Origin of the sequence: Methyloversatilis discipulorum, assembly GCF_018780585.1 — a bacterium.
GTDB classification, from domain to species: Bacteria; Pseudomonadota; Gammaproteobacteria; order Burkholderiales; family Rhodocyclaceae; genus Methyloversatilis; species Methyloversatilis discipulorum_B.
Genome location: NZ_JADMJL010000027.1, coordinates 23,911 through 49,778, shown reverse-complemented (window position 1 = coordinate 49,778; position 25,868 = coordinate 23,911). Strand labels below are relative to the sequence as shown.

The 25,868-nt window shown below is 65.5% G+C and carries 27 protein-coding genes; 5 read left to right on the top strand and 22 right to left on the bottom strand.

Going from position 1 to position 25,868, the window contains the following annotated elements; translation table 11 throughout:
- Positions 1-13 precede the first annotated feature (13 nt).
- The 10 genes from IV112_RS13215 to IV112_RS13170 all read right to left on the bottom strand — a co-directional run bounded on the left by IV112_RS13215 (position 14) and on the right by IV112_RS13170 (position 12,361).
- Positions 14-781, bottom strand: a complete 768-nt coding sequence (locus IV112_RS13215) for a 3',5'-cyclic-nucleotide phosphodiesterase (protein WP_304004005.1) — start codon at positions 779-781, stop codon at positions 14-16.
- A gap of 33 nt (positions 782-814) precedes the next feature.
- The gene (locus tag IV112_RS13210) at positions 815-3,052 is read right to left on the bottom strand and encodes a CHASE2 domain-containing protein (RefSeq protein WP_304004004.1); all 2,238 of its coding nucleotides are present in this window, start codon (positions 3,050-3,052) and stop codon (positions 815-817) included.
- Positions 3,053-3,155: 103 nt separating this feature from the next.
- Positions 3,156-3,950 carry an FHA domain-containing protein gene (locus IV112_RS13205; protein WP_304004002.1) on the bottom strand — a complete coding sequence of 265 codons (795 nt, stop codon included), beginning with the start codon at positions 3,948-3,950 and terminating at the stop codon, positions 3,156-3,158.
- Between the two features lie 11 nt (positions 3,951-3,961).
- Positions 3,962-4,735, bottom strand: coding sequence for a Stp1/IreP family PP2C-type Ser/Thr phosphatase (locus IV112_RS13200; RefSeq protein ID WP_304004228.1), 774 nt, complete (start codon positions 4,733-4,735; stop codon positions 3,962-3,964).
- Between the two features lie 31 nt (positions 4,736-4,766).
- The gene (locus IV112_RS13195; RefSeq protein ID WP_304004000.1) at positions 4,767-7,352 is read right to left on the bottom strand and encodes a CHASE2 domain-containing serine/threonine-protein kinase; all 2,586 of its coding nucleotides are present in this window, start codon (positions 7,350-7,352) and stop codon (positions 4,767-4,769) included.
- Positions 7,353-7,574: 222 nt separating this feature from the next.
- Positions 7,575-8,528, bottom strand: coding sequence for an ornithine cyclodeaminase family protein (locus IV112_RS13190; RefSeq protein WP_304003998.1), 954 nt, complete (start codon positions 8,526-8,528; stop codon positions 7,575-7,577).
- Positions 8,529-8,541: 13 nt separating this feature from the next.
- A complete protein-coding gene (locus tag IV112_RS13185; RefSeq protein ID WP_304003997.1) occupies positions 8,542-9,282 on the bottom strand; it encodes a TerC family protein in 741 nt (246 codons plus the stop codon).
- A 125-nt stretch (positions 9,283-9,407) separates the two neighbouring features.
- Complete coding sequence (sucD, locus tag IV112_RS13180) at positions 9,408-10,301, bottom strand: succinate--CoA ligase subunit alpha (protein ID WP_304003995.1); 894 nt, start codon at positions 10,299-10,301, stop codon at positions 9,408-9,410.
- 14 nt (positions 10,302-10,315) lie between these two features.
- On the bottom strand, positions 10,316-11,482 hold the full coding sequence (sucC, locus tag IV112_RS13175) for an ADP-forming succinate--CoA ligase subunit beta (RefSeq protein WP_019919445.1): 1,167 nt from the start codon (positions 11,480-11,482) through the stop codon (positions 10,316-10,318).
- Positions 11,483-11,662: 180 nt separating this feature from the next.
- Positions 11,663-12,361 (bottom strand): fumarylacetoacetate hydrolase family protein, encoded by a 699-nt coding sequence (locus IV112_RS13170; RefSeq protein ID WP_304003992.1) that lies wholly within the window; start codon positions 12,359-12,361, stop codon positions 11,663-11,665.
- A 125-nt stretch (positions 12,362-12,486) separates the two neighbouring features.
- Here IV112_RS13170 and IV112_RS13165 point away from each other — a divergent pair, with 125 nt between their 5' ends.
- On the top strand, positions 12,487-14,772 hold the full coding sequence (locus tag IV112_RS13165) for a type IV pilus assembly protein FimV (RefSeq protein WP_304003990.1): 2,286 nt from the start codon (positions 12,487-12,489) through the stop codon (positions 14,770-14,772).
- 24 nt (positions 14,773-14,796) lie between these two features.
- Here IV112_RS13165 and IV112_RS13160 read toward each other — a convergent pair whose 3' ends face one another.
- Positions 14,797-15,543: a Nif3-like dinuclear metal center hexameric protein gene (locus IV112_RS13160; protein ID WP_304003989.1), complete on the bottom strand. Its 747-nt coding sequence runs from the start codon at positions 15,541-15,543 to the stop codon at positions 14,797-14,799.
- A 27-nt stretch (positions 15,544-15,570) separates the two neighbouring features.
- Here IV112_RS13160 and IV112_RS13155 point away from each other — a divergent pair, with 27 nt between their 5' ends.
- Positions 15,571-16,773: a Do family serine endopeptidase gene (locus IV112_RS13155; RefSeq protein WP_304003987.1), complete on the top strand. Its 1,203-nt coding sequence runs from the start codon at positions 15,571-15,573 to the stop codon at positions 16,771-16,773.
- Positions 16,774-16,788: 15 nt separating this feature from the next.
- Here the strand turns inward: IV112_RS13155 and tatC are convergent, their stop codons facing one another.
- The 10 genes from tatC to hisB form a co-directional block, all read right to left on the bottom strand.
- Positions 16,789-17,538, bottom strand: coding sequence for a twin-arginine translocase subunit TatC (tatC, locus tag IV112_RS13150; RefSeq protein ID WP_019919449.1), 750 nt, complete (start codon positions 17,536-17,538; stop codon positions 16,789-16,791).
- Positions 17,535-17,993, bottom strand: a complete 459-nt coding sequence (gene tatB / locus IV112_RS13145) for a Sec-independent protein translocase protein TatB (RefSeq protein WP_019919450.1) — start codon at positions 17,991-17,993, stop codon at positions 17,535-17,537. Before tatB ends, tatC begins: the two co-directional genes overlap by 4 nt.
- A 73-nt stretch (positions 17,994-18,066) precedes the next feature.
- Complete coding sequence (gene tatA, locus IV112_RS13140) at positions 18,067-18,288, bottom strand: Sec-independent protein translocase subunit TatA (RefSeq protein WP_019919451.1); 222 nt, start codon at positions 18,286-18,288, stop codon at positions 18,067-18,069.
- Between the two features lie 4 nt (positions 18,289-18,292).
- Positions 18,293-18,652, bottom strand: a complete 360-nt coding sequence (locus IV112_RS13135; protein ID WP_304003983.1) for a histidine triad nucleotide-binding protein — start codon at positions 18,650-18,652, stop codon at positions 18,293-18,295.
- A gap of 63 nt (positions 18,653-18,715) precedes the next feature.
- Complete coding sequence (locus IV112_RS13130; RefSeq protein ID WP_019919453.1) at positions 18,716-19,042, bottom strand: phosphoribosyl-ATP diphosphatase; 327 nt, start codon at positions 19,040-19,042, stop codon at positions 18,716-18,718.
- Positions 19,039-19,428, bottom strand: a complete 390-nt coding sequence (gene hisI, locus IV112_RS13125) for a phosphoribosyl-AMP cyclohydrolase (RefSeq protein WP_304003981.1) — start codon at positions 19,426-19,428, stop codon at positions 19,039-19,041. Before hisI ends, IV112_RS13130 begins: the two co-directional genes overlap by 4 nt.
- The gene (hisF, locus tag IV112_RS13120) at positions 19,428-20,198 is read right to left on the bottom strand and encodes an imidazole glycerol phosphate synthase subunit HisF (protein ID WP_304003979.1); all 771 of its coding nucleotides are present in this window, start codon (positions 20,196-20,198) and stop codon (positions 19,428-19,430) included. The genes hisI and hisF overlap by 1 nt, the downstream gene beginning before the upstream one ends.
- Positions 20,199-20,228: 30 nt before the next feature.
- Positions 20,229-20,975 (bottom strand): 1-(5-phosphoribosyl)-5-[(5-phosphoribosylamino)methylideneamino]imidazole-4-carboxamide isomerase, encoded by a 747-nt coding sequence (gene hisA, locus IV112_RS13115; protein ID WP_304003977.1) that lies wholly within the window; start codon positions 20,973-20,975, stop codon positions 20,229-20,231.
- A gap of 70 nt (positions 20,976-21,045) precedes the next feature.
- Positions 21,046-21,681, bottom strand: a complete 636-nt coding sequence (hisH, locus tag IV112_RS13110; RefSeq protein ID WP_304003975.1) for an imidazole glycerol phosphate synthase subunit HisH — start codon at positions 21,679-21,681, stop codon at positions 21,046-21,048.
- A 48-nt stretch (positions 21,682-21,729) separates the two neighbouring features.
- Positions 21,730-22,317, bottom strand: a complete 588-nt coding sequence (gene hisB, locus IV112_RS13105; protein ID WP_304003973.1) for an imidazoleglycerol-phosphate dehydratase HisB — start codon at positions 22,315-22,317, stop codon at positions 21,730-21,732.
- A gap of 147 nt (positions 22,318-22,464) precedes the next feature.
- Here hisB and hisC point away from each other — a divergent pair, with 147 nt between their 5' ends.
- The 3 genes from hisC (at position 22,465) to IV112_RS13090 (ending at position 25,029) form a co-directional block, all read left to right on the top strand.
- Entirely contained in the window at positions 22,465-23,532 is a 1,068-nt protein-coding gene (gene hisC / locus IV112_RS13100) for a histidinol-phosphate transaminase (protein WP_304003971.1), read from the top strand.
- Between the two features lie 57 nt (positions 23,533-23,589).
- Complete coding sequence (locus tag IV112_RS13095) at positions 23,590-24,141, top strand: hypothetical protein (RefSeq protein ID WP_304003970.1); 552 nt, start codon at positions 23,590-23,592, stop codon at positions 24,139-24,141.
- Positions 24,142-24,321: 180 nt separating this feature from the next.
- Positions 24,322-25,029, top strand: a complete 708-nt coding sequence (locus IV112_RS13090; protein ID WP_425763016.1) for a PEP-CTERM sorting domain-containing protein — start codon at positions 24,322-24,324, stop codon at positions 25,027-25,029.
- Here the strand turns inward: IV112_RS13090 and IV112_RS13085 are convergent.
- On the bottom strand, positions 25,026-25,844 hold the full coding sequence (locus IV112_RS13085) for a DUF2189 domain-containing protein (RefSeq protein WP_304003967.1): 819 nt from the start codon (positions 25,842-25,844) through the stop codon (positions 25,026-25,028). The genes IV112_RS13090 and IV112_RS13085 overlap by 4 nt on opposite strands.
- Positions 25,845-25,868: the final 24 nt, after the last annotated feature.

Here is a 25,868-nt window from a genome sequence, read left to right as displayed (position 1 = left end):
GCGCGCCGAATGGTCAGAAGTCGAAAACATGATTGTTGCGCAACATGTGCGGCTTGCGCGAGCCGAGCGTGTCGGCAATCTCACGCATGGTCATGTCCATCTGGCTTGGTTTCAGATGGGTGATGTAGATATCGGCCGGGTGGCGCAGCTTCTCCAGCTCCCCCGAAAGCATGTCCGGGCACAGGTGGCGGGACATCACCGCAAGCTGGCGATCGCGGTCGGGAAAGGCGGTTTCGATGATCAGGTAGCGCAGATCGGGCAAGGCGTTGACGGCGTCCCAGAATTCGTCGCACACGGTGGTGTCGCCGGAAAAGGCCAGCGTGCCGCCGGATGAACGCACCGCGTAGCCGACCGCCGGCACCGTGTGCTGGGCCGGCAGCACACGGATCGCCCGGCTGCCCATGTCGATCTCGTCGCCGACACGCAGCTCACGGAAAGTCATGAACGGCCGCTCGACCGATGGAATTTCGGTGAAATCGGGCCAGATCGACCAGTTGAAGATGTGCCGCCGCAACACCTCCAGCGTCGGCGCGGTGGTCCATACGGTCAGCGGGCGCGAACGCAGCTCGCCCACCGTATCGACCATCAGCGGCAGGCAGGCGATGTGATCGAGGTGGCTGTGGGTGACGAAGACATGGTCGATGCGTGCCAGTTCGGCGATCGACAGATCGCCCACACCCGTTCCGGCGTCGATCAGGATATCGTCGTCGACAAGCAGCGACGTGGTGCGCAAATGCGCACCGCCTATGCCACCACTGCAACCGAGCACCCGTATCCTCATCTGTTTCCCGCGCGTAAGTCCGTTTTCGTCCGCCTACTTCGTATCAAAGGTACGCACGCCGTCCCAGCCCTTACCGGGCGGCGAACGGCGATAGTGTCCGATCTGCTCCGCGTAGGAGCCGTATAGCACGCACCCCGGGTCCATGCGCTGCAGGTTGAACAGAGTCAGTTCGGCCTGATCCCATTCCTGGTTCCTGAACTGGCGCAGCGCCTGATTCCACAACTTCAGCTCTTCCAGCCGCGCACGATCGAAATCGACTTCCATCGCCAGCGGCTCGTAGATCGATACCGGCTCGTCCTTGCCCTTCACCCGCACGCGATCCACCTCGCGGAACACGACGCCCTTGACGGCGCGCCGCGTTTCATCGCCGACGAGAATGCTCACGCCATACTGTTTGGTCAGTCCTTCGAGGCGTGAAGCCAGATTGACCGCGTCGCCCATCACAGTATAGGCCTTGCGTACCGGCGACCCCATGTCGCCAACAGTGACCGTGCCGGTGTTCACACCGATGCCTATCTTCAGCTCCGGCCAGCCGCGCGCGGTCAGGTGACTGTTCAGTTCGGCCAGTCTTGACTGCATCTGCAACGCGGCCGTCACCCCGTGGATCGCGTGCGCCGGATCGTCCACCGGCGCCCCCCAGAAAGCCATGATCGCGTCGCCGATATATTTGTCGAGCGTACCGCGCTGATCCTGAATGACGAAAGTCATTGCACCCAGGTATTCGTTCATGAGCTGCGTCAATTGTTTCGGTTCCAGCCCTTCCGAAATGCTGGTGAAACCGCGGATGTCGGAAAACAGTATGGTCAGTTCGGCGTTGCGACCTTCCATGCTGTAGTGCTCGGGGTTGCGGCTCATTTCCTCGACCAGTTCGGGCGGCACGTACTGGCCGAACATGCGCGCGAACTGCCGCTTCGAGCGCGATTCGAAGAAGTAGCCGTAGGACATGTTGAGCGCGTACAGCCCGACCACCAGCAGCAGGCTGGCCGCGATCGGCAGCACGAAGTCGGCGAACTGCCAGAAGGCGAAGTTCATGCCCAGCAGCAGCAGCAGCATGCCCGCCGACAGCAGCGTGGCATTCATCGGGGACATGCGCGGCAGCGCCCACAACAGCAGGCCGCCGACCAGCAGCAGCACGACAACATCGAATCCGGTCACGTACTGGGGCCGGTGCTTGATATGGCCGTCCAGCATGCCGGCAATCAGGTTGGCGTGGATCTCCACCCCAGGATAGGAGCTGCCGACGGGCGTCGCCCGCAGGTCGAGCAGACCGGGTGCAGTCGTGCCCAGAAGGGCGACGCGCCCCTTCAGCGCGTCGACCGGCGTGCGCCCGGCCAGCACGTCCGCAAGCGAGTAGTATGCGAAACTGCCTTGCGGACCGCGATAGGGAATCAGCGCGGCGACGTTCTCGTCCACCGGCAGACGCAAGGTTCCGCGCGCCGACTGCAGTTCCAGCCACTCCAGCCCGGCATAGTCGCGGGCACTCACCCCGAACAGCCCCCCGTCGGCGTAGCCCGGTGCCAGCTTCGGGCTGCCCAGCAGGGTACGCACCACCGCCAGCGACAGCGATTCGTAATAGGCGCCCTTGTACTCGACCAGCATCGGCACGCGGCGGTTGAGGCCGTCGAAATCGGGCAGCGGGTTGAAATGACCGGCGCCGAGTGCCGACGACTGGAACAGCGGCAGATTGGCACCGAAGCTGTTGAAACTGGCAAACGCGATGTTGCGGCCACGGAAAGTCCCGGCCGGCAGCACCGGGTCGGGCAGCGCGCCACTGCTCAGTCCGTCGCCGCGATCGCTGAAGTAGTAGCCCAGCAGCACCGGGCGATTCTGCAGCGACGCAGCAAAGCGCTTGTCGTAATCGAGCTGTGGTCGCAGCCCGTCCAGCTCGGCACGGAAGCCCTCGTTGTCGGCGAGCGGTCCGGCGGCCAGGCCTTCGAGCGTGGGCAGACCGGAACTGGTATCGGGCTCGGCGAACACCACGTCGACACCCAACAGCATCACGCCGTAGTGATCGAACAGCTTGTCCATCAAGGTCGCCAGACGCTCCCGCCCCCAGGGCCAGCGGCCGACTTCGGCCAGCGAGCGCTCGTCGATGTCGAGAATGACCACCCGCTCGTCGCGCGTGCGCGGCATGGTCAGCGACAGCTTGGTGTCGTAGGCGATGTGGTCCAGATTGCCGAGAACCGGTATCTGGTAGAAGCGGGCGGCGTGCCCGAGCAGCACGAGCACCAGCACCAGGCCGATGCCGTACTTCAGCACGTGCTGATTCACCGGGCAGCCCCGGCGCGGGGCAAGCGATCAGGGGCCGGCCGGCGGGTCGCCGACCGGACAGCGCAGCGCACAGGACGGAGCAACATGAGCGAGGCGTGCCGGCTCAGCGCTTGATGAAGAACTCCATCTTTACGCCCGCAATCTCGATCACGTCATGATCGCTCAGCGGGTGCGCCTGGGCGTCGAGCTGGCTGCCATTGACCACCGGGAAGTTGGCGCCCTCGACATGGGTGATGAAGTAGCCCTGCGGCCGCCGCGTGATCACCGCCACCTGCAGGCCTGGCTTGCCGAGCGTGGTCAGCGTCTTCGTCAGTTCCAGCTCGCGCCCGGCGTTGGCGCCGTTGAGGATCTGGATGGCGCCGATCTGATTCGGCGCCGCGGCGGGCGCCGCCGGCTGCGGCGGCGCGACCGGCGCTGGCGGCGGCATGCCACCGCCCATCGAGGTGCCGGCCGGCACCGACGCGCCAGCGCGGAAGCCGGCCTGCGTCTCGGTCGCCGAGCGCATCGGCACCACCGGCGGCGCGGTCGGCGCCTCTGCCGGCGGCTTGCGCATCATGTCCGGGCGCAGGACCATGGTCTTCTCGAAGTCCGGCGCCGGCGCCTGCGCAGGCGTGTCGTTGATGTACTTCAGGCGGTACTTGCCCAGTTCCACCACGTCGTTGTTCTGCAGGAAGTGCTTCTTGATCGGCTGACCGTTTACATAGGTGCCGTTGGTGCTGTTCAGATCCTCGAGAAAGGAATCGTTGAGGATGGTGACGATGACCGCGTGCTCACCGCTGATCGCGAGATTGTCGATCTGGATGTCGTTGTGCGGCTTGCGCCCGATGGTCGTGCGCTCCTTGGCGAGCGGCAGCTCCTTGAGGACCAGACCATCCATGCTGAGTATGAGTTTTGCCATTTTCCAGTCCTTTACTTCAACCATGCGAGCAGTCGCGCAAGCCAGCCGCGCCGGGCAACCGGGAAAGGCTGCAGTACCTTGACCAGTATCACCGAAACGTTGTCGCGCCCGCCATTGTCGTTCGCCATCTGCACCAGCTGTTCGGCGGCCAGATCGAGATTGGCCGACAGCGCCTTCAGCGTCAGTTCGATGTCCTCGTTCTCGACCATGTCGTTCAGACCGTCTGAACAGAACAGGTAGACATCGCCGGTCTCGACCTCGTAGGTATGGATTTCCGGTTCGACCACCGGATCGACACCGAGCGCACGTGTCACGAGGTTCTTGTTCTGCGAGCGTCTGGCGTCTTCCTCCGTAATCATGCCGCTGTCGATTTGCTCCTGCAACAGCGAATGATCGCGGGTGACGCACTCGAAAACGTCGCCACGAAGCCGGTACATGCGCGAATCGCCGATATGCGCTACGGATATGTGGTTATCGCGGAACACCGCCATCACCAGCGTGGTGCCCATGCCGGAGTACTGCGGCTGACTTTCGGCCGCGCGGTAGATCGACTCGTTGGCGTGGCCGATCACCGCTTCCAGCAGTTCGGATATCGATTTGCGGCCCTCGACGAGGCCCTGCTGAAGTTCGGTGCTGATCACCGCGGTGGCCATGCCGCTCGCCACTTCGCCGGCGTTGTAACCGCCCATGCCGTCGGCGAGCACGGCCACGCCGATTGCCGGGTGGGTGGCGACGGCATCTTCGTTGTGCGTCCGCACCATGCCGGAGTCGGAGCGGCTGACCATCTGCAGTGAAGGGCTGAGATCCTGATTCATGTCAGATGCTGAAGTCGACCTGTGAGAGGGATTGGGTGAGATTGCCGGCGCAGGTGCGCAGGTCGGCCGCCATGTCGTTGCCGGACTGGTAACGGGCGTCCGCGTCCTTGGCCAGCGCGCGGTCGATGATGGCGGACAGGCAGTCCGGCACGTCCGGCCGCAGGTCGCGGATGTCCGGGTGCTGTTCGTTGGCGATGCGGAACATCAGCTGCGCCATCGAATCCCCTTCGAAAGGCAGCTTGCCGCAGACCATCTGGAACAGCATCACGCCAAGCGAGAAAAGATCGGAACGGCCATCTATCTTCTTGCCGGCCAGCTGTTCGGGCGACATGTAGGACGGTGTGCCGAGCACCATGCCGGTCTTGGTGCGCGACGAGTCGGTGATGCGCGCGATGCCGAAATCGGTCACCTTGACCTGGTCCGATTCCGCTTCGTACATGATGTTGGCCGGCTTCACGTCGCGGTGCACGACGTTGTTGCCGTGCGCATAGGCCAGCGCGTCCGCCACCCGGGCCGCGATGTCCATCACCTTGGGCAGCGGCATCAGATGGCCCGGCTTCGTCTGGGGCACCAGGTCGCGCCCCTTCAGGAACTCCATCGCGATGTAGGCGAGGTCGTGCTCCTCGCCGGCGTCGAAGATGGTGACGATGTTCGGGTGGTTCAGACGGCCGGCCGTCTCCGCCTCGCGGAAGAAGCGCTCCTTCACGTCGGCCAGTTCTTCCTCGTCGAATTCCTGCGACAGCGCCATGGTCTTGATCGCGACCACGCGATTGATTTTGGGGTCGCGACCGAGGTACACCACGCCCATCGCGCCCTTGCCCAGTTCCTTCTCGACCTGGTAGCGGCCCAGCATCGGTTTCTCGACCGTGCCGTCCTCGAGGATGCTGGTATTGGTGCGCCCGCCGCCGCTGCCGCCCAGCATGACGGTTTCCGACATCGCCTTGGCCCGCTTGACCCGTGTTTCCAGGTCCTTGAACTTCGGATTGAAGTCGGCCATGTGGCGGAACACCGATTCCGCCTTGTTGAACTGACGCTTGCGCTCGAAATCGAGGGCCAGGTTGTACAGGTTCTCCATGACCGCATCGGACAGCGGCACCTGGCGGAACTTGTCCCAGGCCATGTCGAGCTGGCCCTGTCCCTGGAAGGCCAGCGCCAGCATGCGGTTGGATTCGGCGGACTGCTCGTCCGACTTCACCTTGCCGCGCTCGGTCACCAGGAAGCGCTTGGTCGTCAGCAGCAGGTGACCGACCAGCAGCAGCGTCGCCGGCAGCATCAGTTGCAGCCACATGAGCTGGCCGGTCATCAGCACGAAGTGAGTGGCCAGCAACCCGACGAAGAGCACCGCGGTGACGCCGGCGCCCAGCCCGGCCTTCAGTCGCGGCAGCAGCACGATCAGGTAGAGGGCGATCAGCAGGAACACGCCGAACTCGGCCGCCCAGGCCCAGGACGGCGACACGAAGAAGTGTTCCTGCAGGATGCTCGACAGCCCGTGCGCCATCACTTCGACCGAGGACATGGCCGGCGACACCGGTGTCGCGTAGAAATTGCCGATGCCGGGTGCGGTCTGGCCGATCAGCACGATCCTGTCGCGGTACTTGTCGAGCGGAATCTTGCCGCTCATCACGTCGAAGAAGGAATCGACCGGAAACGCCGCCTTGCCGTCCGCCCCCCGGTAATAGAAGCTGTACATGCCGAGACTGGGGTCGGTCGCGACCTTCAGACGTCCCAGCGTGACCGACTCGCCGAGCTTCACGCGGATGTCGTCCACGCCGAGATTCAAGCTTTTCGCCGCGATCAGCAGCGGCAGCGAAGGATAGAGCTGATCGAAGTGCGTCATCACCAGCGGCTGCACCCGCAGGCCTCCGTCCCGATCGATGGACGGATTCAGGTGACCGACCGCAGCCGCCACCTTGCCCAGCGGCTCGATCACGCCGGCCGACACGTCCAGCGTCAGCGGCGGCAGCGGCTCGCTGCCTTCGATATTCTTCAGCGCCATCAGGCGCACGAACTCGGGCAGCGGTTTGTCCGGCCGCCCCTGCGGCTCGCCGTCGAGGAAGAGCATGGGCAGCGCCACGTTACCGGCCCTGGCCACGCTGTCCGCAAGTTGCCGGTCGGTATTCAGCGCCGCCTCGGCTTCACGCAGCACGGCAGAGAAGGCATCCAGCGATTCGGCGGCAGATGGCAGCTGCTCGCCCTCGGTTGGCGGTACCGCGGCAGCTGAGCGCACCTGCGCATCGATGGCCAGCAGCTTGTTGATGTAGGCCAAGCCGGGGTCGATCTGCGGTTCGGCAAAGAAGATGGTGGTGCCGACCACCTTGGACTGCGCCTGCGCCAGCTTGTCGATCATGCGCGCATGCACGTCGCGCGGCCACGGCCAGCGACCGATGTTGTCGATGCTCTGCTGGTCGATCGCAATGATGGCGATGCGCGGACTGGGCGTGCGATCGGTTGCACTGACGCCCACATCGTAGGCCTTGCGCTCGAGGCTCTGGATCAGGTCGGACTGAGCGGAGAACAGGAAAAGCAGGCTGATGACGACGCCAAGGAACCAGTCGGTCTTCCAGATAGCGGCCTTGGTCACGCTCACCCCCGCAAAGTTGTCGCGCCCCCGGAGACGGGTGACGGTGCCTGTCGGCTTGTTGTGTATGCCATCCGCTCTCGCGTTGGCGAACTCACGCGGAAAAACAGACGCCTGTCACATATTCTTGCAGTTCAGCCTCAACACAGTCAAACGACGGTTGGCGCGACGCGGTGGAATTTCACGCTTGCCGTGCCGAATCCGCGGCGCGGCGGAAATCAGGTGTGGAAATCAGTAGGGAAGATCGCGCCCGAGACCGGCCGCACGGGCCTTGTCGACCACGCGCGCGGCAAGCACCAGATCCTGTATCGCCATACCCTGGGATTCGAACAGCGTGATGTCGGCGGCGCTGCGCCGTCCCGGTCGCATGCCGACCAGCAGTTCGCCCAGTTCGGTCATGCCGTACTCGTTCAGCCGCCCCTTCTCCAGCGCCGGCAGCAGGTCGCCGGATTCACGCAAGGCCGTGGCGCGCGCGTCGACCGCGATCACGGCGGCGCGGCGTATCGTGGCTTCGTCGATTTCGCGGCGGATCAGCGCATTCGATCCGGCAGCGGTGACGTGCGTGCCTTCACCGAGCCAGCGGCCGTCGAACAGCGGATCGGTCGCGGTGGTGATGGTGACCACCACGTCGGCGCTACGCACGGCCGATTCGATGTCTTCGGCCGGCACGATATCGCGTCCGAGCCGCTGCGACTGCTCGGCACAGAAGGCTTCGAGCTTGTCGCGCTTGCGCGCCACCACCTGAATACGTTCGACGTTGCGTACCGCGCACAGCGCCTCGATCTGGCTGCGTGCCTGCCAGCCGGCCCCGAACACCACCGCACTGCGCGCTTCTTCGCGCGACAGCACGCGTGCAGCCAGGCCGCCGGTTGCACCGGTGCGCATCATGCCGAGGTAGTCGGCTTCCAGCACGGCGAGCGGCCGGCCGTTGGCGACATCGAACAGATGCACCCAGAAGCGCGCGCCCTCGCGGCTGGTCGTGTAACTCTTGTAGCCCATCACGCCGAGCGGCAGCACGGCACCGTGCAGGATGTGCAGCGCCGACGTCGGCGTACGGCTGCGCGCGCGCGGCGTGTCGATGGCTTCGCCGGCGGCGTGCCAGCGATGCGCGTCCTCGACCGCGACGAGGGCGTCCTGCAGGGTCAGCAGCTGCCGGACGTCGTCTTCGGTGAGGTAGAGGCTCACGGCTCGCGCGCGATCACTGGATGGGGAAATCGACCGGCTTCTGGCGCGAGGCGATGATCTTCCCGACCGCCAGCACCAGCAGCGCACCGACAATGCCGGCCCCGTAGCGCACCAAGGCCGACGCCTCCGGTTTGTCTACGGTGCTGGCCGCGTCCAGCGGCACGTAGGGCAGAATCGCCGGATCGGTCACCGCCATCGTGCCGGCAATCCAGCCCAGCAGCATGGCACCCAGCGTGACGATGAAGGGATAGCGCGTCATCAGACCGAGCACCAGCTGGCTGCCCCAGACGATGATGGGGATGGACACCAGCAGGCCGAAGATGACCAGCGGCAGCTGATGGTCGCCACCCGCGCCCTCGGCGGCGCCGGCAATCGCGATCACGTTGTCCACGCTCATCACCAGATCGGCCACGATGACGGTCTTCACCGCGCCCCACAGCTTGTCGCTGGGCTTGATGTTGGCGTGCTCGTCCTCGTCCTCGGGCATCAGCAGCTTGATGCCGATCCACAGCAGCAGCAGTGCGCCGACCAGTTTCAGGTACGGCACCTTGAGCAGGGTCAGCGCGAACATGATGAGGATCACGCGTAGGAACACCGCACCGGCCGTGCCCCACATGATGCCCAGCCTGCGCTGCGCCGGCGGAAGCTTGCGGCAGGCCAGCGCGATCACGACCGCGTTGTCGCCGCCAAGCAGGATGTCGATCATGATGATCTGGCCAACGGCAAGCCAGAATTCGGGAGAAGAGAAATCCATCGTGTTGCGCCCGGAATGCGAAAGCGCGGATTCTACCGACAGAGCTTCATGACGGGCACAAATGAAAAGGGCCACCGCTTGCGCGATGGCCCTGTGCACTGCAACAACAACTCAGTGCTTCAGGATCAGAGCAGACCCTTGAGCAGCTTGCCCATTTCCGACGGATTGCGCGTCACCGTGAAGCCGCACTCTTCCATGATCGCGAGCTTGGCGTCGGCGGTGTCGGCACCACCCGAGATCAGCGCACCGGCGTGACCCATGCGCTTGCCCGGAGGTGCGGTGACGCCGGCGATGAAGCCGACGATGGGCTTCTTCATGTTGGCCTTGCACCACTGCGCCGCTTCGGCTTCGTCCGGACCGCCGATCTCGCCGATCATGATCACCGCGTCGGTGTCCGGATCGTCGTTGAACATGCGCATCACGTCGATATGCTTGAGTCCGTTGATCGGGTCGCCGCCGATGCCGACCGCGCTCGACTGGCCGAGGCCGATCTCGCTCAGCTGGCCGACCGCTTCATAGGTCAGCGTGCCGGAGCGGCTGACCACGCCGATGCGGCCTTTCTTGTGGATGTGGCCCGGCATGATGCCGATCTTGATTTCGTCCGGCGTGATCAGACCCGGGCAGTTCGGTCCCAGCAGCAGCGTCTTCTTGCCGCCGGCCGCTTCCTTTGCCTTCATCCTGTTGCGCACCATCAGCATGTCGCGCACCGGAATGCCTTCGGTGATGCAGATGACCAGGTCGAGGTCGGCTTCGACCGCTTCCCAGATCGCCGCGGCCGCACCCGGAGGCGGCACGTAGATGACCGACACGGTGGCGCCGGTGGCGGCCTTCGCCTCGGCCACGGTGGCGTGGATGGGGATGCCTTCGAAGTCCTCACCGGCCTTCTTCGGATTCACGCCGGCGACGAAACAGTTCGCGCCATTGGCGTAGTCGCGGCACATGCGGGTGTGGAACTGGCCGGTCTTCCCGGTGATGCCCTGGGTGATGACCTTGGTGTCCTTGTTGATCAGAATCGACATGTCTGGTTCTCCCCTCAGTGTCCGGCCACGGCGGCAACGATCTTCTGTGCCGCATCCGCCATGCTGTCGGCCGAAATGATGGGCAGACCCGAGTCCGCCAGAATCTGCTTGCCCAGTTCCTCGTTGGTGCCCTTCATGCGCACCACCAGCGGCACCGTCAGGTGCACCTCGCGCGCAGCGGCGACGACGCCGGTCGCGATGGTGTCACAGCGCATGATGCCGCCGAAGATGTTCACCAGGATGCCGCGCACGTTGGGGTTGCGCAGCATGATCTTGAACGCCTCGGTCACCTTCTCGGTGGTGGCGCCACCACCCACGTCGAGGAAGTTGGCCGGCTCGGCGCCGTACAGCTTGATCACGTCCATGGTGGCCATGGCCAGACCGGCACCGTTCACCAGGCAGCCGATGTTGCCGTCCAGCGACACGTAGCTGAGATCGAACTTCGAGGCCTCGATCTCGGCCGCGTCCTCTTCATCGAGGTCGCGGAAGGCCACGATGTCTTCATGACGGTAGAGCGCGTTCGAATCGAAGTTGAACTTGGCGTCCAGCGCCTTGATGTTGCCGTTGCCTTCGAGAATCAGCGGATTGATTTCCGCCAGCGAGGCATCGGTTTCCATGTAGCAGGTATACAGCTTCTTGAATGTGTCGATCGCCTGCGCCTGCGACGCGGCGGGAACGCCGATGCCGTCGGCCAGTTCCTTGCCCTGCGCGTCGGTCATGCCGACCAGCGGGTCGATGAACACCTTGATGATCTTTTCCGGGGTGTTGTGGGCGACTTCCTCGATGTCCATGCCGCCTTCCGACGAGGCCATCATCGCCACCTTCTGCGTCGCGCGATCGGTCAGTGCGGCGACGTAGTATTCCTTCTTGATGTCGGCGCCTTCCTCGATCAGCAGGCGGCGGACCTTCTGGCCTTCCGGGCCGGTCTGGTGCGTCACCAGCTGCATGCCCATGATCTGCTTCGCGAATTCGCGCACTTCATCGAGCGACTTCGCCACCTTGACGCCGCCGCCCTTGCCTCGGCCACCGGCGTGGATCTGCGCCTTGACCACCCAAACCTTGCCGCCCAGCGATTCCGCTGCGGCCACAGCCTGGTCAACCTCGAAAACCGGTACTCCGCGCGGCGTGACCACACCGAAACGGCGCAATACCTCCTTCGCCTGATACTCATGGATCTTCATGCGTATTCCTCGCCTTGTTGTCTGCACAGGATGGTGAAACGCCCGCTTCGGGTTGTAGCCCTCACGAGTCTTGTTGCGCATCGCGACGCCGGTTGGCGGTCGACACCCGCATTCCGGCGTGCGGGCCGGACCACGTAATCCATAATTATACAGAGCATCGCTGCACTGCAGCGAAACAATTCAGTCCAGCGCGGGGGCGATGTCGACGCGCAGTTGCCCGACGCCGGCAACCTCGGCGCTGACATGATCGCCGGGCAGAAGCGCCGACACGCCGGCCGGCGTACCGGTGAACAGCAGATCGCCGGCACGCAGTTCGACCAGGCGGGACAGGCGCTCGATCAACGTTTCAACGTCGAGAATCATGTCGGACAGATCGCCCCGCTGACGCAGCTGCCCATTCACCGACAGTTCGATCGCCCCGCTGCGCGGATGCCCGCAGACGCTGGCCGGCACCAGCTCGGACACCGGCGCGCTGAAATCGAACCCCTTGCCCATGTCCCAAGGTTGCCCCTTGTCGCGCGCCGCGCGCTGCAGGTCGCGACGCGTCAGGTCGAGGCCGACGCCATACCCATATATGGCGGCGCGCGCCTGCGTGGCGTCGAGATTGCGGCCGCCCGCGTGCAGCGCGACCACCAGTTCGACCTCGTGCTGCAGGTCCGACGTCGCCGACGGATAGGGCACCGAGGCCGGCGCGCACACCAGCGCGTCAGCCGGCTTGGAGAAGAAGAAGGGCTGCTCCTGGGTCGGGTCATGACCCATCTCGCGCGCGTGGTCAGCGTAATTGCGACCGACGCAGTAGATGCGCCGCACCGGGAAACGCGTCGTCGAACCGCGGATCGGCAAGGCGGGCGGAGAAAGTTCGAACAACATCGGGTGCATGCAGCCTCCAGCAGAACTGTCGTGACACACAATTTTGCCTCGTCCCGCATCGCCTTGTCTGGCGCGGCTCACGAAAGCACGCGCCACTAAAGTAAAGTTTCCCCTCGGCTTGCCGAAAAACACACATGACCACGGACCGCCACCTGCATTCCGGCACGGAGTTTCCTCAATTGCATACGCCCGTCACTGCGCTCGCACGCAACCGATCGCGGCTGCGCCCGACGCTGCTCGCGGCCGCGCTGCTGGCGGTCGGTCTGCACGCACCGCACGCACTGGCGCTCGGGCTCGGGGCGATCAAGGCGCGTTCGGCAATCGGCGAACCGTTCCGCGCCGAGGTCGCGTTGCTGGGCAGCGACGACGACGTGCCTGCAAGCAGCTGTTTCTCGATCGACATCCCGCCCTCCGCGGGCGCAGACGACCTGCCCTGGCTCACCGCCGGACGCATCCGCACGCAAGGTCGCACCGTTGTCATCAGCAGCGGCACGCCGGTCAATGAACCCATCCTGATGGTCGGCGTCCGCATCGGCTGCGGCCACGAAGTGGTCCGCGAGTACACGGTGCTGATGCAGCCGATCACCGCGGTCACACCGGACAGTCCCCCGGCCGAAGCCCCCGTACCGCGTGAGCGCGCCCGGCCGGTCGCTGCGCCCGCCACCGACGCCGCGCCGCCGACGGCAGGCGAAGCCGCGCGTAGCGAGGTCGAGCCGGCGCCGGCCAAGCCGCGTGCTGCGCGCAAACCTCGCCGCACCGAAGCTGCGCCGCCGGCCGGCGATCGCCTGTTCGTCGCCCCCGGTCTGGATTCCGGCAACGGTCTGAAGATGTCGGGCGGCATGGCGGTGCGGCCGGAGGCCAGCGAAGCCCAGCGCGAAGCACTGCGTACCGAACAGAAACTGCTCGCGGCACTGGACGAGCAGATCGCCACCCATCTGGCGATTGCCGACAAGGTGAAGCAGCTTGAGGCGCGGCTGGAGGCGCTGCAAAAGCAGCTCGACCGGAGCAGCGGGACGCTCGACGCCACACGCGCCCCGGCGGTACTGCCCACCGAAACGCCACCCGCGACCGCGGGTGCGGGCGCGGCCGAAGCGCCCGTCGACAGCGCCGCCCCGGTCGTCGAACAGCCCGTCGACGTCGAGGAGGAGGCGACCGAAACGCCGCCCCCGCCGCCCGGCCTGACCAACGAGCCGGTCAAGGTGATCACCAAGCTGCCGCCGGACGCCCCCGCCGATGTGGAACCTCTTGCGCCGGGCATGAACTGGATGGTCGCCGGTCTGGGCCTGTTCGCCGCCGGCGCCGTACTTGGCGGTGGCTGGCTGTGGCGCCGTCGCGCCCAGGCCGTCGCCGAAGCCAGCGCCCGCCGCCAGCGCGAAATCGAAGCCAGTCTCGCCAACACCGCGCCGCCGCGCCGGCGCGATCAGCGCGCGGCCGACACCGAGTACGCGCAGGGCGGTGCCGACGCGCCGCCGGTTTTCGCCGACATTCCCGTACCGAACTGGTCGCGCCCTGCTCGCGTCGATGACACACCGGCCGAACAGCGCACCACGCCAGCGATGGCACAGGCGGTTGTGTCGTCCATCGGTTACTTCCCGGGCGAAGCGCCAGCCGAACACATGGACGACATGCAGATCCACGCCCGGGCGAGCGACGCTGAAGCGACGCCGCAAGTCGCCGAGCAGGATCCGCTGTCGGCGGTCGATCGGTCGAGCGTCGATTTCGAACTGGCTCCCGAAGCGGCGACCGAAGATCGCAAACCCGCGCGTCTGGACCTCGAGTTCGACACCTTCGTTGGCACGGCCAGCAGCACAGGCAGCAGCGAAAGCGCCGCCCCGGCGACCAGCGGTCCGCGCCTGGTCAGCAGCAATACCGGCATCCCGCCGAGCAGCACGCTGAACATCGACCAGAGTGCCCCGCCGGCCAACGAGGAAGCGCCCCCCTCGCACGAACACGTGCTCGAACTGGCCGAAATCATGATGTCCTTCGGCCGCTCGGAAGGCGCCGCCCAGACCCTGTCCGAGTTCCTGCGCGACTACCCGAAAGAGTCGCTGATCCCGTGGCTCAAGCTGCTCGACCTCTACCACAAGGGTGGCCGGCGCGGCGAATACGACGATCTGGCGCCCAAGCTGAATCGCGCATTCAACGTGAAGGTGCCGGACTGGGAGCATTTCAGCGGCCCGACCACTTCGGAATCGGTCGAACAGTTCGCCCACATCATGGCGCGCGTGAACGCCACCTGGCCGAACCAGGACTGTCTGGACTACCTGACCGAACTGCTGCGCGACAACCGCGCCGGCACCCGCGTCGGTTTCCCGCTCGGCGTGATCGACGACATCCTGCTGCTGAAGAGCATGCTGGAGTGGCTGATCGCGAATCCGCCGGTCACCAATACCAGCGCATCCCGCCTCGCCCTGCTCTAGGGTCTGTTCTGCCCGAGTCTCAGGTCAGGCGGGATTGTCGATATCGACGAAAGCCACCTGGAGTCCGCAGGTCTGCGCAAGGTGTTCGCCCAGCGCCTGCACGCCGTAGCGCTCGGTCGCGTGATGGCCGGCAGCGATGTAGGGGACACCCGATTCGCGTGCGGTATGCGTCGTCTGTTCCGAAATCTCGCCTGACAGGTAGAGGTCGGCCCCCGCGTCGATCGCCTGTTCGAACATGCCCTGCGCGCCGCCGGTGCACCAGGCGATCCGCCGCACCGTGCGCTGTGCGTCACCGACCAGCAGCGGCGTGCGGCCAAGTGCGGCGCCGAAACGTTCGGCCAGCTCACCGGCGCTGGCCGGCGCGGCCGGTTCGCCTATCCACAGCAGCCCCTGGTCGCCCACGACGGCGGTCGGCGTCAGGCCCAGCACGCGCCCGAGCTGCGCGTTGTTGCCCAGTTCGGGGTGCGCATCCAGCGGCAGGTGATACGCGAACAGATTGATGTCGTGCGCCAGCAGCCGGGCAATGCGTGTGCGCCGCATGCCGGTGATGCGGCCGTCCTCGCCACGCCAGAACCAGCCGTGATGCACGACGATGGCCTGCGCGTCACGCTCGATGGCAGCGTCGATCAGCGCCAGGCTGGCGGTGACGCCACAGACCACCCGGGCGACCTCGGCCCTGCCTTCCACTTGCAGGCCGTTTGGGCAATAATCCTTGAAGCGCGCGGCTTCCAGCAGGTCATCCAGATGTCGTTGCAGCTGCGTCCTGTCCATTCTTCCCCCGTTTCTGGTTGCCGAATTATGCAGCGTCTGTGGCTGGTCTTTGCTCAATCGGTCACTGCCGCCCTGGCCGTGCTCTTCGTCGTCGCGACGCTGAAACCGGAATGGCTGCCAAGCCGTTCGACAACGGTTCCGAACGGTACGCCGACGGCACCCTCGATCAGCACGCTGCTGCCCGAACCGCCCCCCGTGACGACGCGCATCGAAGCCGCGAAAGTGGTGAGCTACGCCGATGCCGCGCAGAAAGCGCTGCCCTCGGTGGTACACATCTTCACCACCAAGGCGGTGCGCACACCGCAGCATCCGCTGATGAACGATCCGGTGTTCCGTCACTTCTTCGGCGACCGCCTGGGCAGCCAGCCGCAGCGTCAGATGGGCCTGGGTTCCGGCGTCATCGTCAGCGAGGACGGCGTCGTGCTGACCAATAACCACGTGGTCGAAGCGGCCGACGAAATCGAGGTGTCGTTGAACGACGGCGGCAAGTATCCGGCGACGCTGATCGGCAGCGACCCGGAATCCGACCTCGCCGTCCTGCGCGTCAAGGCGCCGACCAAGCTGCCGGCCGCCAGCTTCGGCGACAACGACGCGCTGCGCATCGGCGACGTCGTACTGGCCATCGGCAATCCTTTCGACGTCGGCCAGACCGTCACCATGGGCATCGTGTCCGCGCTCGGCCGTTCGCAGCTCGGCATCAACACCTTCGAGAACTTCATCCAGACCGACGCCGCCATCAACCCGGGCAACTCCGGCGGCGCGCTGATCGACGCCAACGGCAATCTGGTCGGCATCAACACCGCCATCTACTCGCGCAGCGGCGGCTCGCTCGGCATCGGCTTCGCGATACCGGTCAGCACCGCGCGCAGCGTGATGGAACAGATCGTCGCCAGCGGGTCGGTCACCCGCGGCTGGGTCGGCGTCGAGGTGCAGGAGCTGACGCCGGAACTGGCCGAAAGCTTCAAGTACCCGATGAGCGGCGGCGCACTGATCGCCGGCGTCATGCGCGGCAGCCCGGCTGACCGCGGCGGTGTGCGGCCGGGTGACGTGCTGCTCGAAGTCGATGGCAAGAAGGTAAAGGACGCCAGCGGCATGCTGCAGCTGATCGCGGCACTGGTGCCGGGCCAGCAGGCGACGCTGAAGCTCTATCGCAGCGGCGGCGAGCGCGACGTCGTCGTGAACGTCGGCAAGCGGCCGATCAACGGCGTCGCCGCGAAGAACCGCGAATAAGGATCTGGCGGAAGATCAGGCCGCCGCGTCCCGCTCGTCGTCGCGTGCCGGCGAGCGGCCAGTGAAGCGCGCCACTACGATCCCGAGTTCGTACAGCACGCACAGCGGAATGGCCAGCATCAGCTGCGACACCACGTCCGGCGGCGTGACGACTGCGGCCACCACGAAGGCGCCGACGATCACGTAAGGACGCGCCTCCCTCAGCTTTTCGATGCTGACGATGCCGAAGCGCACCAGCACGATCACCACCACCGGCACCTCGAAGGTGACGCCGAAGGCCGTGAACATGGTCAGCACGAAGCTGAGGTACTGCTCGATGTCCGGCGCTGGCGTGATGCTCTTCGGGGCGAACTCCGAAATGAAGTGGAACACCGTCTTGAACACGAAGAAATAGCAGAAGGCCATGCCCGCCAGGAAGAGCAGCGTGCTGGCAACGATCAGCGGCAGCCCGAGCCGCTTTTCGTGCGCATACAGGCCGGGCGCGACGAAGGCCCACGCCTGGTAGAGCACCACTGGCAGGGCGATCAGGAAGGCCACCATCATCGTCACCTTGACCGGCACGAAGAAGGGCGTGACGACGCCCGTGGCAATCATTTTCGTGCCTTCCGGCAACGCGATCATCAGCGGGCGCGCCAGCAGGTCATAGATGTCGCCGGCCCAGGGCATCAGGCAGATGAACACGATGACGATGGCCGCCACCGCACGCAGCAGCCGGTCACGCAGTTCGACTAGGTGGGAGATGAAACTTTCGGTCTGCTCGCTCATGTCTTGTCGGACGACACCGGTTTGGCTTCCGGCGGCGGAATATCGAGGGAGAGCTGGCCGGAAACGGGTTCAGGCGCAGGCACGGCGGCCGGCGCCGGCTCGGCAGTCTGCGCCGCCGTCTCGGCCTGCTCGATCGCCGCGTACTTTTCCTGTTCGGCCATCGCGGCGCGCATCTGGTCGCTCAGACCGTCGACCTCCTTGGCGACCGAACCGGTCGCCTCGTTGGCCTGACGTTCTACTTCGCGCACCTGCTGTTCGACCTGGGATTGCAGCTTGCGCAGTTCCTCGAGCTGCATTTCCTTCGAAATGTCCGCCTTCACGTCACTGACGTAGCGCTGCAGCCGGCCCAGCAGATGGCCGGCCGTGCGGGCGACACGCGGCAGGCGCTCGGGACCGAGCACGATGAGCGCCACGATGCCGATGATGAAAAATTCGGAGAAACCGATGTCGAACATGGGGACGTGGAAATGAGCCGGGCGGGCCGACAGCCCGCCCGGTGAATGAAGGAGCGGCCGATGGCCGCCGCGATCAGGACTTGACCTTCTCTTCCGCCTTCACGTCTATCGTGTGACCGACGCTCTGGGTCGGCTGGTCGGCCGGGGCGCTGCCTTCGGCGCCCTTCATGCCTTCCTTGAAGCCCTTGACCGCGCCGCCGAGATCGGAGCCGATGTTGCGCAGCTTCTTGGTGCCGAACACCAGAAGCACGATGACGAGCACGACGAGCCAGTGCCAGATGCTGAATGAACCCATGGGATTACCTCTCGGAAACGATCATGGGCGGCAGGGGATGGTCGCCGCCCAGAACATGCATGTGAAGATGATACACCTCCTGCCGACCCACCTTTCCGCAGTTGATGATGGTGCGGAAGCCCTCCTCGGCACCTGCCATGCGGGCCAGTTCGCCCGCTTTGGAGAGCATGCGGCCGAGGACGGCCTCGTGCGCTCCGCTGGCGTCGTACAGCGTGGCGACGTGCATCTTCGGGATGATCAGGAAATGCACCGGTGCCTGCGGGTTGATGTCGTGGAAGGCGTAGATCAGGTCGTCCTCGTACAGCTTGCGCGACGGGATCTTGCCCTCGATGATCTTGCAGAAGATGCAGTTGGGGTCGTGCATGGTGTCAGTCTGTCCGTGAGGTCGGGAGTTTCAAATACGTGTATTACCGTATTGCGAGCGTGATCAGCCGTTCGTGCGCGAGCGCTTCTCGTCGATGCCCGAAATGCCCTCGCGGCGGCGGAATTCATGCAGCACGTCGTCCACGGTCAGGCCGTGATGGGCCAGCAGCACCATGGAGTGAAACCACAGATCGGTCACCTCGCGCACGACGTGGCCGACGTCGCCATCCTTGGACGCCATGATGGTCTCGGCCGCTTCTTCGGCCACCTTCTTGCAGATCGCGTCGGTGCCCTTGTGGAACAGCGAGGACACGTAGGACGAACCGGGTTCGGCGCTCTTGCGCTCGGCGATGGTCTGCGCGACGCGGCGCAGCACTTCGATATCGATCATTTGTATATCTCGTCCGGGTTCTTGATGACCGGGTCGACCTCGTCCCAGCGGCCATCGGTCAGCGAATGGAAGAAGCAGCTGTGGCGGCCGGTGTGGCAGGCGATACCGCCGGTCTGCTCCACCTTCAGCAGCAGCACGTCGCGGTCGCAGTCGAGGCGGATGTCGAGCACCTTCTGCGTGTGGCCGGATTCCTCGCCCTTGTGCCACAGCTTTCCGCGCGAGCGCGACCAGAACACCGCCTCGCGCAGTTCCGCCGTGCGGACCAGCGCGTCACGGTTCATCCAGGCGAACATGAGCACGTCGCCGGTCGACGCTTCCTGCACGATGACCGGCAGCAGACCTTTGTCGTCCCAGTCGATGGCGTCGATCCAGGCCGGTGCGGTCATCACAGGCGCACCTCGATGCCGCGCTCGCGCATCCGTTCCTTGGCCTCGCGCACCGTGTGCTGGCCGAAGTGGAAAATGCTGGCCGCGAGCACTGCGTCGGCGCCGCCTTCGACCACGCCGTCGACCAGATGGTCGAGGTTGCCGACGCCGCCCGAGGCGATGACCGGAATGCGCACCGCGTCCGACACGGCGCGGGTCAGCGCGAGGTCGAAGCCGTTCTTGGTGCCGTCGCGATCCATGCTGGTGAGCAGGATTTCGCCGGCGCCCAGCGATTCGACCTTCTGCGCCCACTCGACCGCATCGAGCCCGGTCGGGTTGCGGCCGCCGTGCGTGAACACTTCCCAGCGTGGCCGGCCGTCGCGATCGTCAACGCGCTTGGCGTCGATGGCGACGACGATGCACTGTGAACCGACCTTGCCGGAGGCACGCGCCACCAGATCGGGATCCTTGATCGCGGCGGTGTTCATGCTCACCTTGTCGGCGCCGGCGTTGAGCAGGCGACGCACGTCCTCGACCGCGCGCACGCCGCCACCGACGGTCAGCGGGATGAACACCTGCTCGGCCACCTGCTCGACCACGTGCAGGATGATGTCGCGCGCGTCGGAACTGGCGGTGATGTCGAGGAAGGTCAGCTCGTCGGCGCCCTGCTCGTCGTAGCGACGGGCGATCTCGACCGGGTCACCGGCGTCCTTCAGCGACACGAAATTGACGCCCTTGACCACGCGGCCGGCGTTGACGTCCAGACAGGGAATGATGCGCTTGGCTAGCATGTCGTTTCCGCGCCGTGCGCGATGTGAAGTTCAGCTTTCGCCGTTGAGACGGTCGGCTTCCGCCTGGGCCGCCGCAAAATCCAGTGTGCCTTCGTAGATGGCGCGGCCGGTGATGGCGCCGATCACGCCTTCGTCCTCGACCGCACAGAGACCGCGGATGTCGTCGAGATTGGTGATGCCGCCCGACGCGATGACCGGAATGCGCAGCGCCTGCGCCAGCTTCACCGTGGCGTCGATGTTCACGCCACTGAGCATGCCGTCGCGACCGATGTCGGTATAGACAATCGCCTCGACGCCCTGATCCTCGAATTTCTTCGCCAGATCGATCACGTCGTGGCCGGTCATCTTGGACCAGCCGTCCACCGCCACCTTGCCATCCTTGGCGTCGAGGCCAACGATGATGTGGCCGGGGAAGGCGCCACAGGCATCGTGTACGAAGCCCGGACTCTTGACCGCCGCGGTGCCGATGATGACGTAGCTGATGCCGTCGTCGAGGTAGCGCTCGATGGTATCGAGATCGCGGATGCCGCCGCCAAGCTGGATCGGGATTTCGTCGCCCAGTTCCTTGACGATGGCCTTGATCGCCGATTCGTTCTTCGGCTTGCCGGCGACTGCGCCGTTGAGGTCCACCAGATGCAGGCGGCGCGCACCGGCATCGAGCCAATGGCGGGCCATGGCAGCCGGGTCTTCCGAAAATACGGTCACCACGTCCATATCACCTTGCTTCAGGCGTACGCAGTGGCCGTCCTTGAGGTCGATGGCGGGAATGAGCAGCATGGCGCGAGTCGTGTCGTGTCTGGGAGAGTGGAAGGGAGAAGTCCCCGACGGCATCGTCGGGCACCAGGTATCAGGGCATCCAGCCGATGAAGTTGGCCAGCAGGCGCAGACCGGCGTGCGCGCTCTTTTCCGGGTGAAACTGCACCGCAAAAATATTATCGCGCGCTATCGCACTGGTAAAGGCTGCGCCGTAGGAGGTTTCGCCCGCGGTCAGCGCCGCATCGACCGGCTGCACGAAGTAGCTGTGCACGAAATAGAAGCGTTCGTCGTCGGCGATGCCGTCCCACATCGGATGTGCGCGCGTCTGTCTCACGCCATTCCAGCCCATGTGCGGCACCTTCAGCCGGGCCCCGGACACCGGATCGCGCGGATCGACAAAGCGCCTCACGTCGCCGGCGAGCACACCCAAGCCCGGCACGTCGCCTTCCTGGCTGTGCTGGAACAGCATCTGCAGACCGATGCAGATGCCCAGGAAGGGCTTGTTCGCAGCGGCATCGAGCACGGCGCCGCGCAGGTCGCGCGCGTCGAGTTCGCGCATGCAGTCCGGCATGGCGCCCTGCCCCGGAAACACGACGCGGTCTGCGCCCGCGACGACGCGTGCGTCGCTGCTGACGATGACCTCGGCTTCAGGTGCGACGTGCTCGATCGCCTTGGCGACCGAACGCAGATTGCCCATGCCGTAATCGATGATGGCAACGCGAGTCATGAGTGCGGCTGAATCGGAAGAGGGTGAAACGCTGGCGTCAGGACGGGCTCAGAGCGAACCCTTGGTCGACGGCATCTGGCCGGCCGCACGTTCGTCGCGCTCGCTGGCGGCGCGCAGCGCGCGGGCAAAGGCCTTGAATACGGTTTCGCACTGGTGATGCGCGTTGATGCCGCGCAGATTGTCGATGTGCAGCGTCACCAGCGCGTGATTTACGAAGCCCTGGAAGAACTCGCGCGTCAGGTCAACGTCGAAATCGCCGATGCGGGCGCGGGTGAAGTCGATGTTGTACTCCAGCCCGGGCCGGCCGGACAGGTCGACCACGACACGCGAAAGCGCCTCGTCCAGCGGCACGTAGGCGTGACCGTAGCGACGCAGGCCCTTCTTGTCGCCGACCGCCTTCGCGAAGGCCTGGCCCAGCGTGATGCCGACGTCTTCCACCGTATGGTGGGCGTCGATGTGCAGGTCGCCCTTGGCGGTGATTTCGAGGTCGATCAGGCCGTGCCGAACGATCTGGTCCAGCATGTGATCGAAGAAGGGCACGCCGGTGTCCAGCTTGCCCTGACCGGTTCCGTCGAGATTGATGCGCACCGTGATCTGGGTTTCCAGGGTGTTGCGCGTGATTTCGGCTTGCCGCATGAAGATGGTCGCTTCGGTGATTCGTCCCGGCTGCGCGCCGGAACAGGGATGGCCGGATGATAACATCGACTTGCAACGGGCCATGCCGGCCTGCGCGCACCGCAACACGTCCCGCCCAACAACAGTCACATCGTCGCCTGCACCGTCATGAGCCAGTTCTGGAGTCCCGTCGTCCACACCCTGTCGCCCTACACGCCGGGCGAACAACCGAAGATCGACGGGCTGATCAAGCTCAATACCAACGAGAACCCCTATCCGCCCAGTCCTCGGGCCGTCGCGGCCATGCAGGCCGAACTGGACGTCGACGGCGACCGGCTGAAGCTTTACCCGGAACCGACCGGACTGGCGCTGCGCGAGGCGATCGCAGCGCACTTCGGCGTGGGCGCCGACCAGGTATTCGTCGGCAACAGTTCGGACGAAGTGCTGGCACACACCTTCATCGGCCTGCTCAAGCACGACCGGCCGTTGCTGTTCCCCGACATCACCTACAGCTTCTATCCGGTCTATTGCAGGCTGTACGGCATCGACTACCAGTGCGTGCCGCTGGACGCCCAGTTCGCGATCCGCGTCGACGACTACATCGAAGCCCGTCCCGGCGCGGTCATCTTTCCGAACCCCAACGCACCGACCGGCCGTCTGCTGCCGCTGTCCGACATCGAACGTCTCGCGTCGGCGCTGCCGGACAGCCCGATCGTGATCGATGAGGCCTATATCGACTTCGGCGGCGAGTCGGCGGTCGCCCTGGTGGCCAAGCGCCCCAATCTGCTGGTGACGCAGACCCTGTCGAAATCGCGTTCGCTGGCCGGCCTGCGTGTCGGCTTCGCGATCGGCCAGCCGGCGCTGATCGAAGGCCTGACCCGGGTAAAGGACAGCTTCAATTCCTACCCGCTCGACCGCCTGGCGCTGGCCGGCGCCACTGCGGCGGTGCAGGACCGCGAGTGGTTCGACCAGACCCGCCGCCGCGTCATCGCCAGCCGCGAGCGGCTGGCCGAGGAGCTGACCGCACTCGGCTTCGAAGTGCTGCCGTCGGCCGCCAACTTCCTGTTCGTCCGTCACCCGCAACACGATGCAGCCGCGCTGTCGGCGCAACTGCGCGAGCGGCGCATCCTGGTGCGCCACTTCAAGGCGCCGCGCATCGACCAGTTCCTGCGTATCACGGTGGGCACCAATGCGCAGTGCGACGCACTGGTCGAAGCCCTGCAGGACATCGTCTGACGCGCTGGAGCGCTTCTTGCTGAACGGAAGAGGTCTTCGTCCCTCACCCGTTCAGCCATGCGCCTCACCCGCCCGCTCTTCCTTTCCGCATTGACCCTCGGCGTGCTCGCCGGCTGCACCAGCGTGTCCTTCAAGCAGGGTGCCGGTGGCGCCGACTATCGCCGCGACGAACGCGCCTGCATGGGCACCACCACGGAGCGGACCGCCTTCATCCAGTGCATGGAGACGAAGGGGTGGTGGACGCGCTCGACCGAGGAGCTGTCGCAGATCACGCTGGTGTCGGTCGAGGACAGCGAAGCTGTCGCTGAAGCGCAGCCGGCGGCCGCGGCCGAAGCGGCCACGCCGGGCACCGAGCCGGCCCGGCCCGCTCCGGCGACACGCACCACCGCCGCGCCGGCCCCCGTCGTTCCGAAAGACCCGCTCGCCCGCCTGCGCATCGCCATGTGGTCGAAGATGGGCGCCGGTGCGAACGAACTGATCGCCGACCAGACGCAATGCCTGTCCACGCTGGGCGAGGCCCACGCGCCGGACACCACGGCCGGCACCGTCACCCGCGGACTGTACGAGTGCCTGCGCAAGCAGGGGTGGACCGGCCTGACGCTGCGCTGAATATTCTTTTTGCATATTTCAACCCGATGTCATAGATTGACGCCGGGTGGGCGCACACACATCAACCATTACATCGCCTGAGCGGTCTCGCAGCCGCTGGAGACACACCACCCCCGGCAGGCCGTTCCATCCGGAACGGCTGCATTCATTCAGGAGGAGGTGTTCATGTTTTCAGCAAGAATGCTGTGCATCGCGTCGCTGTGCCTGTCGGCGCAGGGCGCCCACGCGCTCGGGGCGGGCGATATCGCGTTTACCGCCTTCAATGCCGACGAGGACGGCTGGGCCATCGTCGCGCTGACCGATCTCGCGGCCAACAGCACGATCTACTTCACCGACAGCAACTGGGATGGCGCCGCCTTCACCAGTTCCGAAGGCTTCCATACCTGGCAGACCGGCGCCGGCATCATCGCGGCCGGCACGGTCGTCCGTTTCAGCGACATCGATCAGGCAGGTCGCGCAGCATCCACCGGCAGCCTGACCGGCACCGGCAATGCCGCGCTCAGCAGCACGGCCGACACGCTCTACGCCTATGTCGGCAGCGGCACCTCGGCTCCGACCACCTTTCTTGCCGCAGTGTCGTCGGAAGGTGCAGCCGCCGCCGCAACGGCACTGGGCGCTGCCGGACTCACCGCCGGGGTGAACGCGATCGCCCTGCCCGCCAGCACCGATTACGCCAGCTACACGGGCTCACGCAGCGGCGCCGCCGATTTTGCGGCGTATCGCAACACGGTGAATGACGTCGCCAACTGGACCGCGTTCACCGACGGCGTTCATGCCGATGCCGTGCCCGACACGACGCCGTTCGCGGTCTCCGCCGTGCCGGAAGCGTCGACCGCCCTGATGATGGTGGCGGGGCTCGGCGTGCTGGGCCTGTTCCGTCGGCGCTAGGCGGCGCCAGCCGGGTGCTGAAGTGGTTCGATCAGCGCCCGGTAGGCGTGCCAAGTTGCATGCCCGACCAGCGGCATCAGCACGATCAGGCCCAGGAAGAAGGTCAGGAAGCCGATCACCGCGAAGATCACGATAAGCGCGGCCCACACCAGCATCGGCCCCGGATTGCGGCCGAGCGAGAAGAGACTGGCGAGGATGGACGTCACCGCGTCCTGCCGACGGTCCAGCATCAGCGGAATGGCGACCACGCTGGCGCCGAACACCAGTGACGCGAAGATGAAGCCGACCACCGCGTAAGCCATCAGGAACTCAATGTTCTGCAGCGTCAGCACCTGTTCGAGGAAGTGGTCCACCGACGGCATCTGCGTCGTGTAGAACAGCGCGAACACGACCAGCGAGGCACGTGCCCACACCAGGAAGATGATGATGAGGATGACCGCAAATACGCCGATCGCGCCGGCATTGTGGCCGCCGGCGGTGAGCGAATGCGCGAGCACCGGTGGCTGCCCGGCCTCGCGCTGGCGGGACAGGTCGTACAGGCCGAGCGACAGGAAGGGGCCGAGCAGCAGGAAGCCGCACACCAGCGCCGAAGTCAGGTGATAGGCATGGCGGAACACCGTGGTCAGCACCAGCCCCATGAAGGCAAAACAGGCGCCGTAGAAAAGGCTGCCACCGGGACTCGCGCGCATGTCCTGAAACGCCCGGCCAAGCCAGTCGAAACAGGCGAACAGCCCGACTTCACGCACCACCGGGAAAGGTAGATCCTGCGCATCCCCGACGGCTTGTGGCGCTTCGGGGTGTTCGGACTGCTGCATGGCTGCTCCCTGATCGGTTCACTG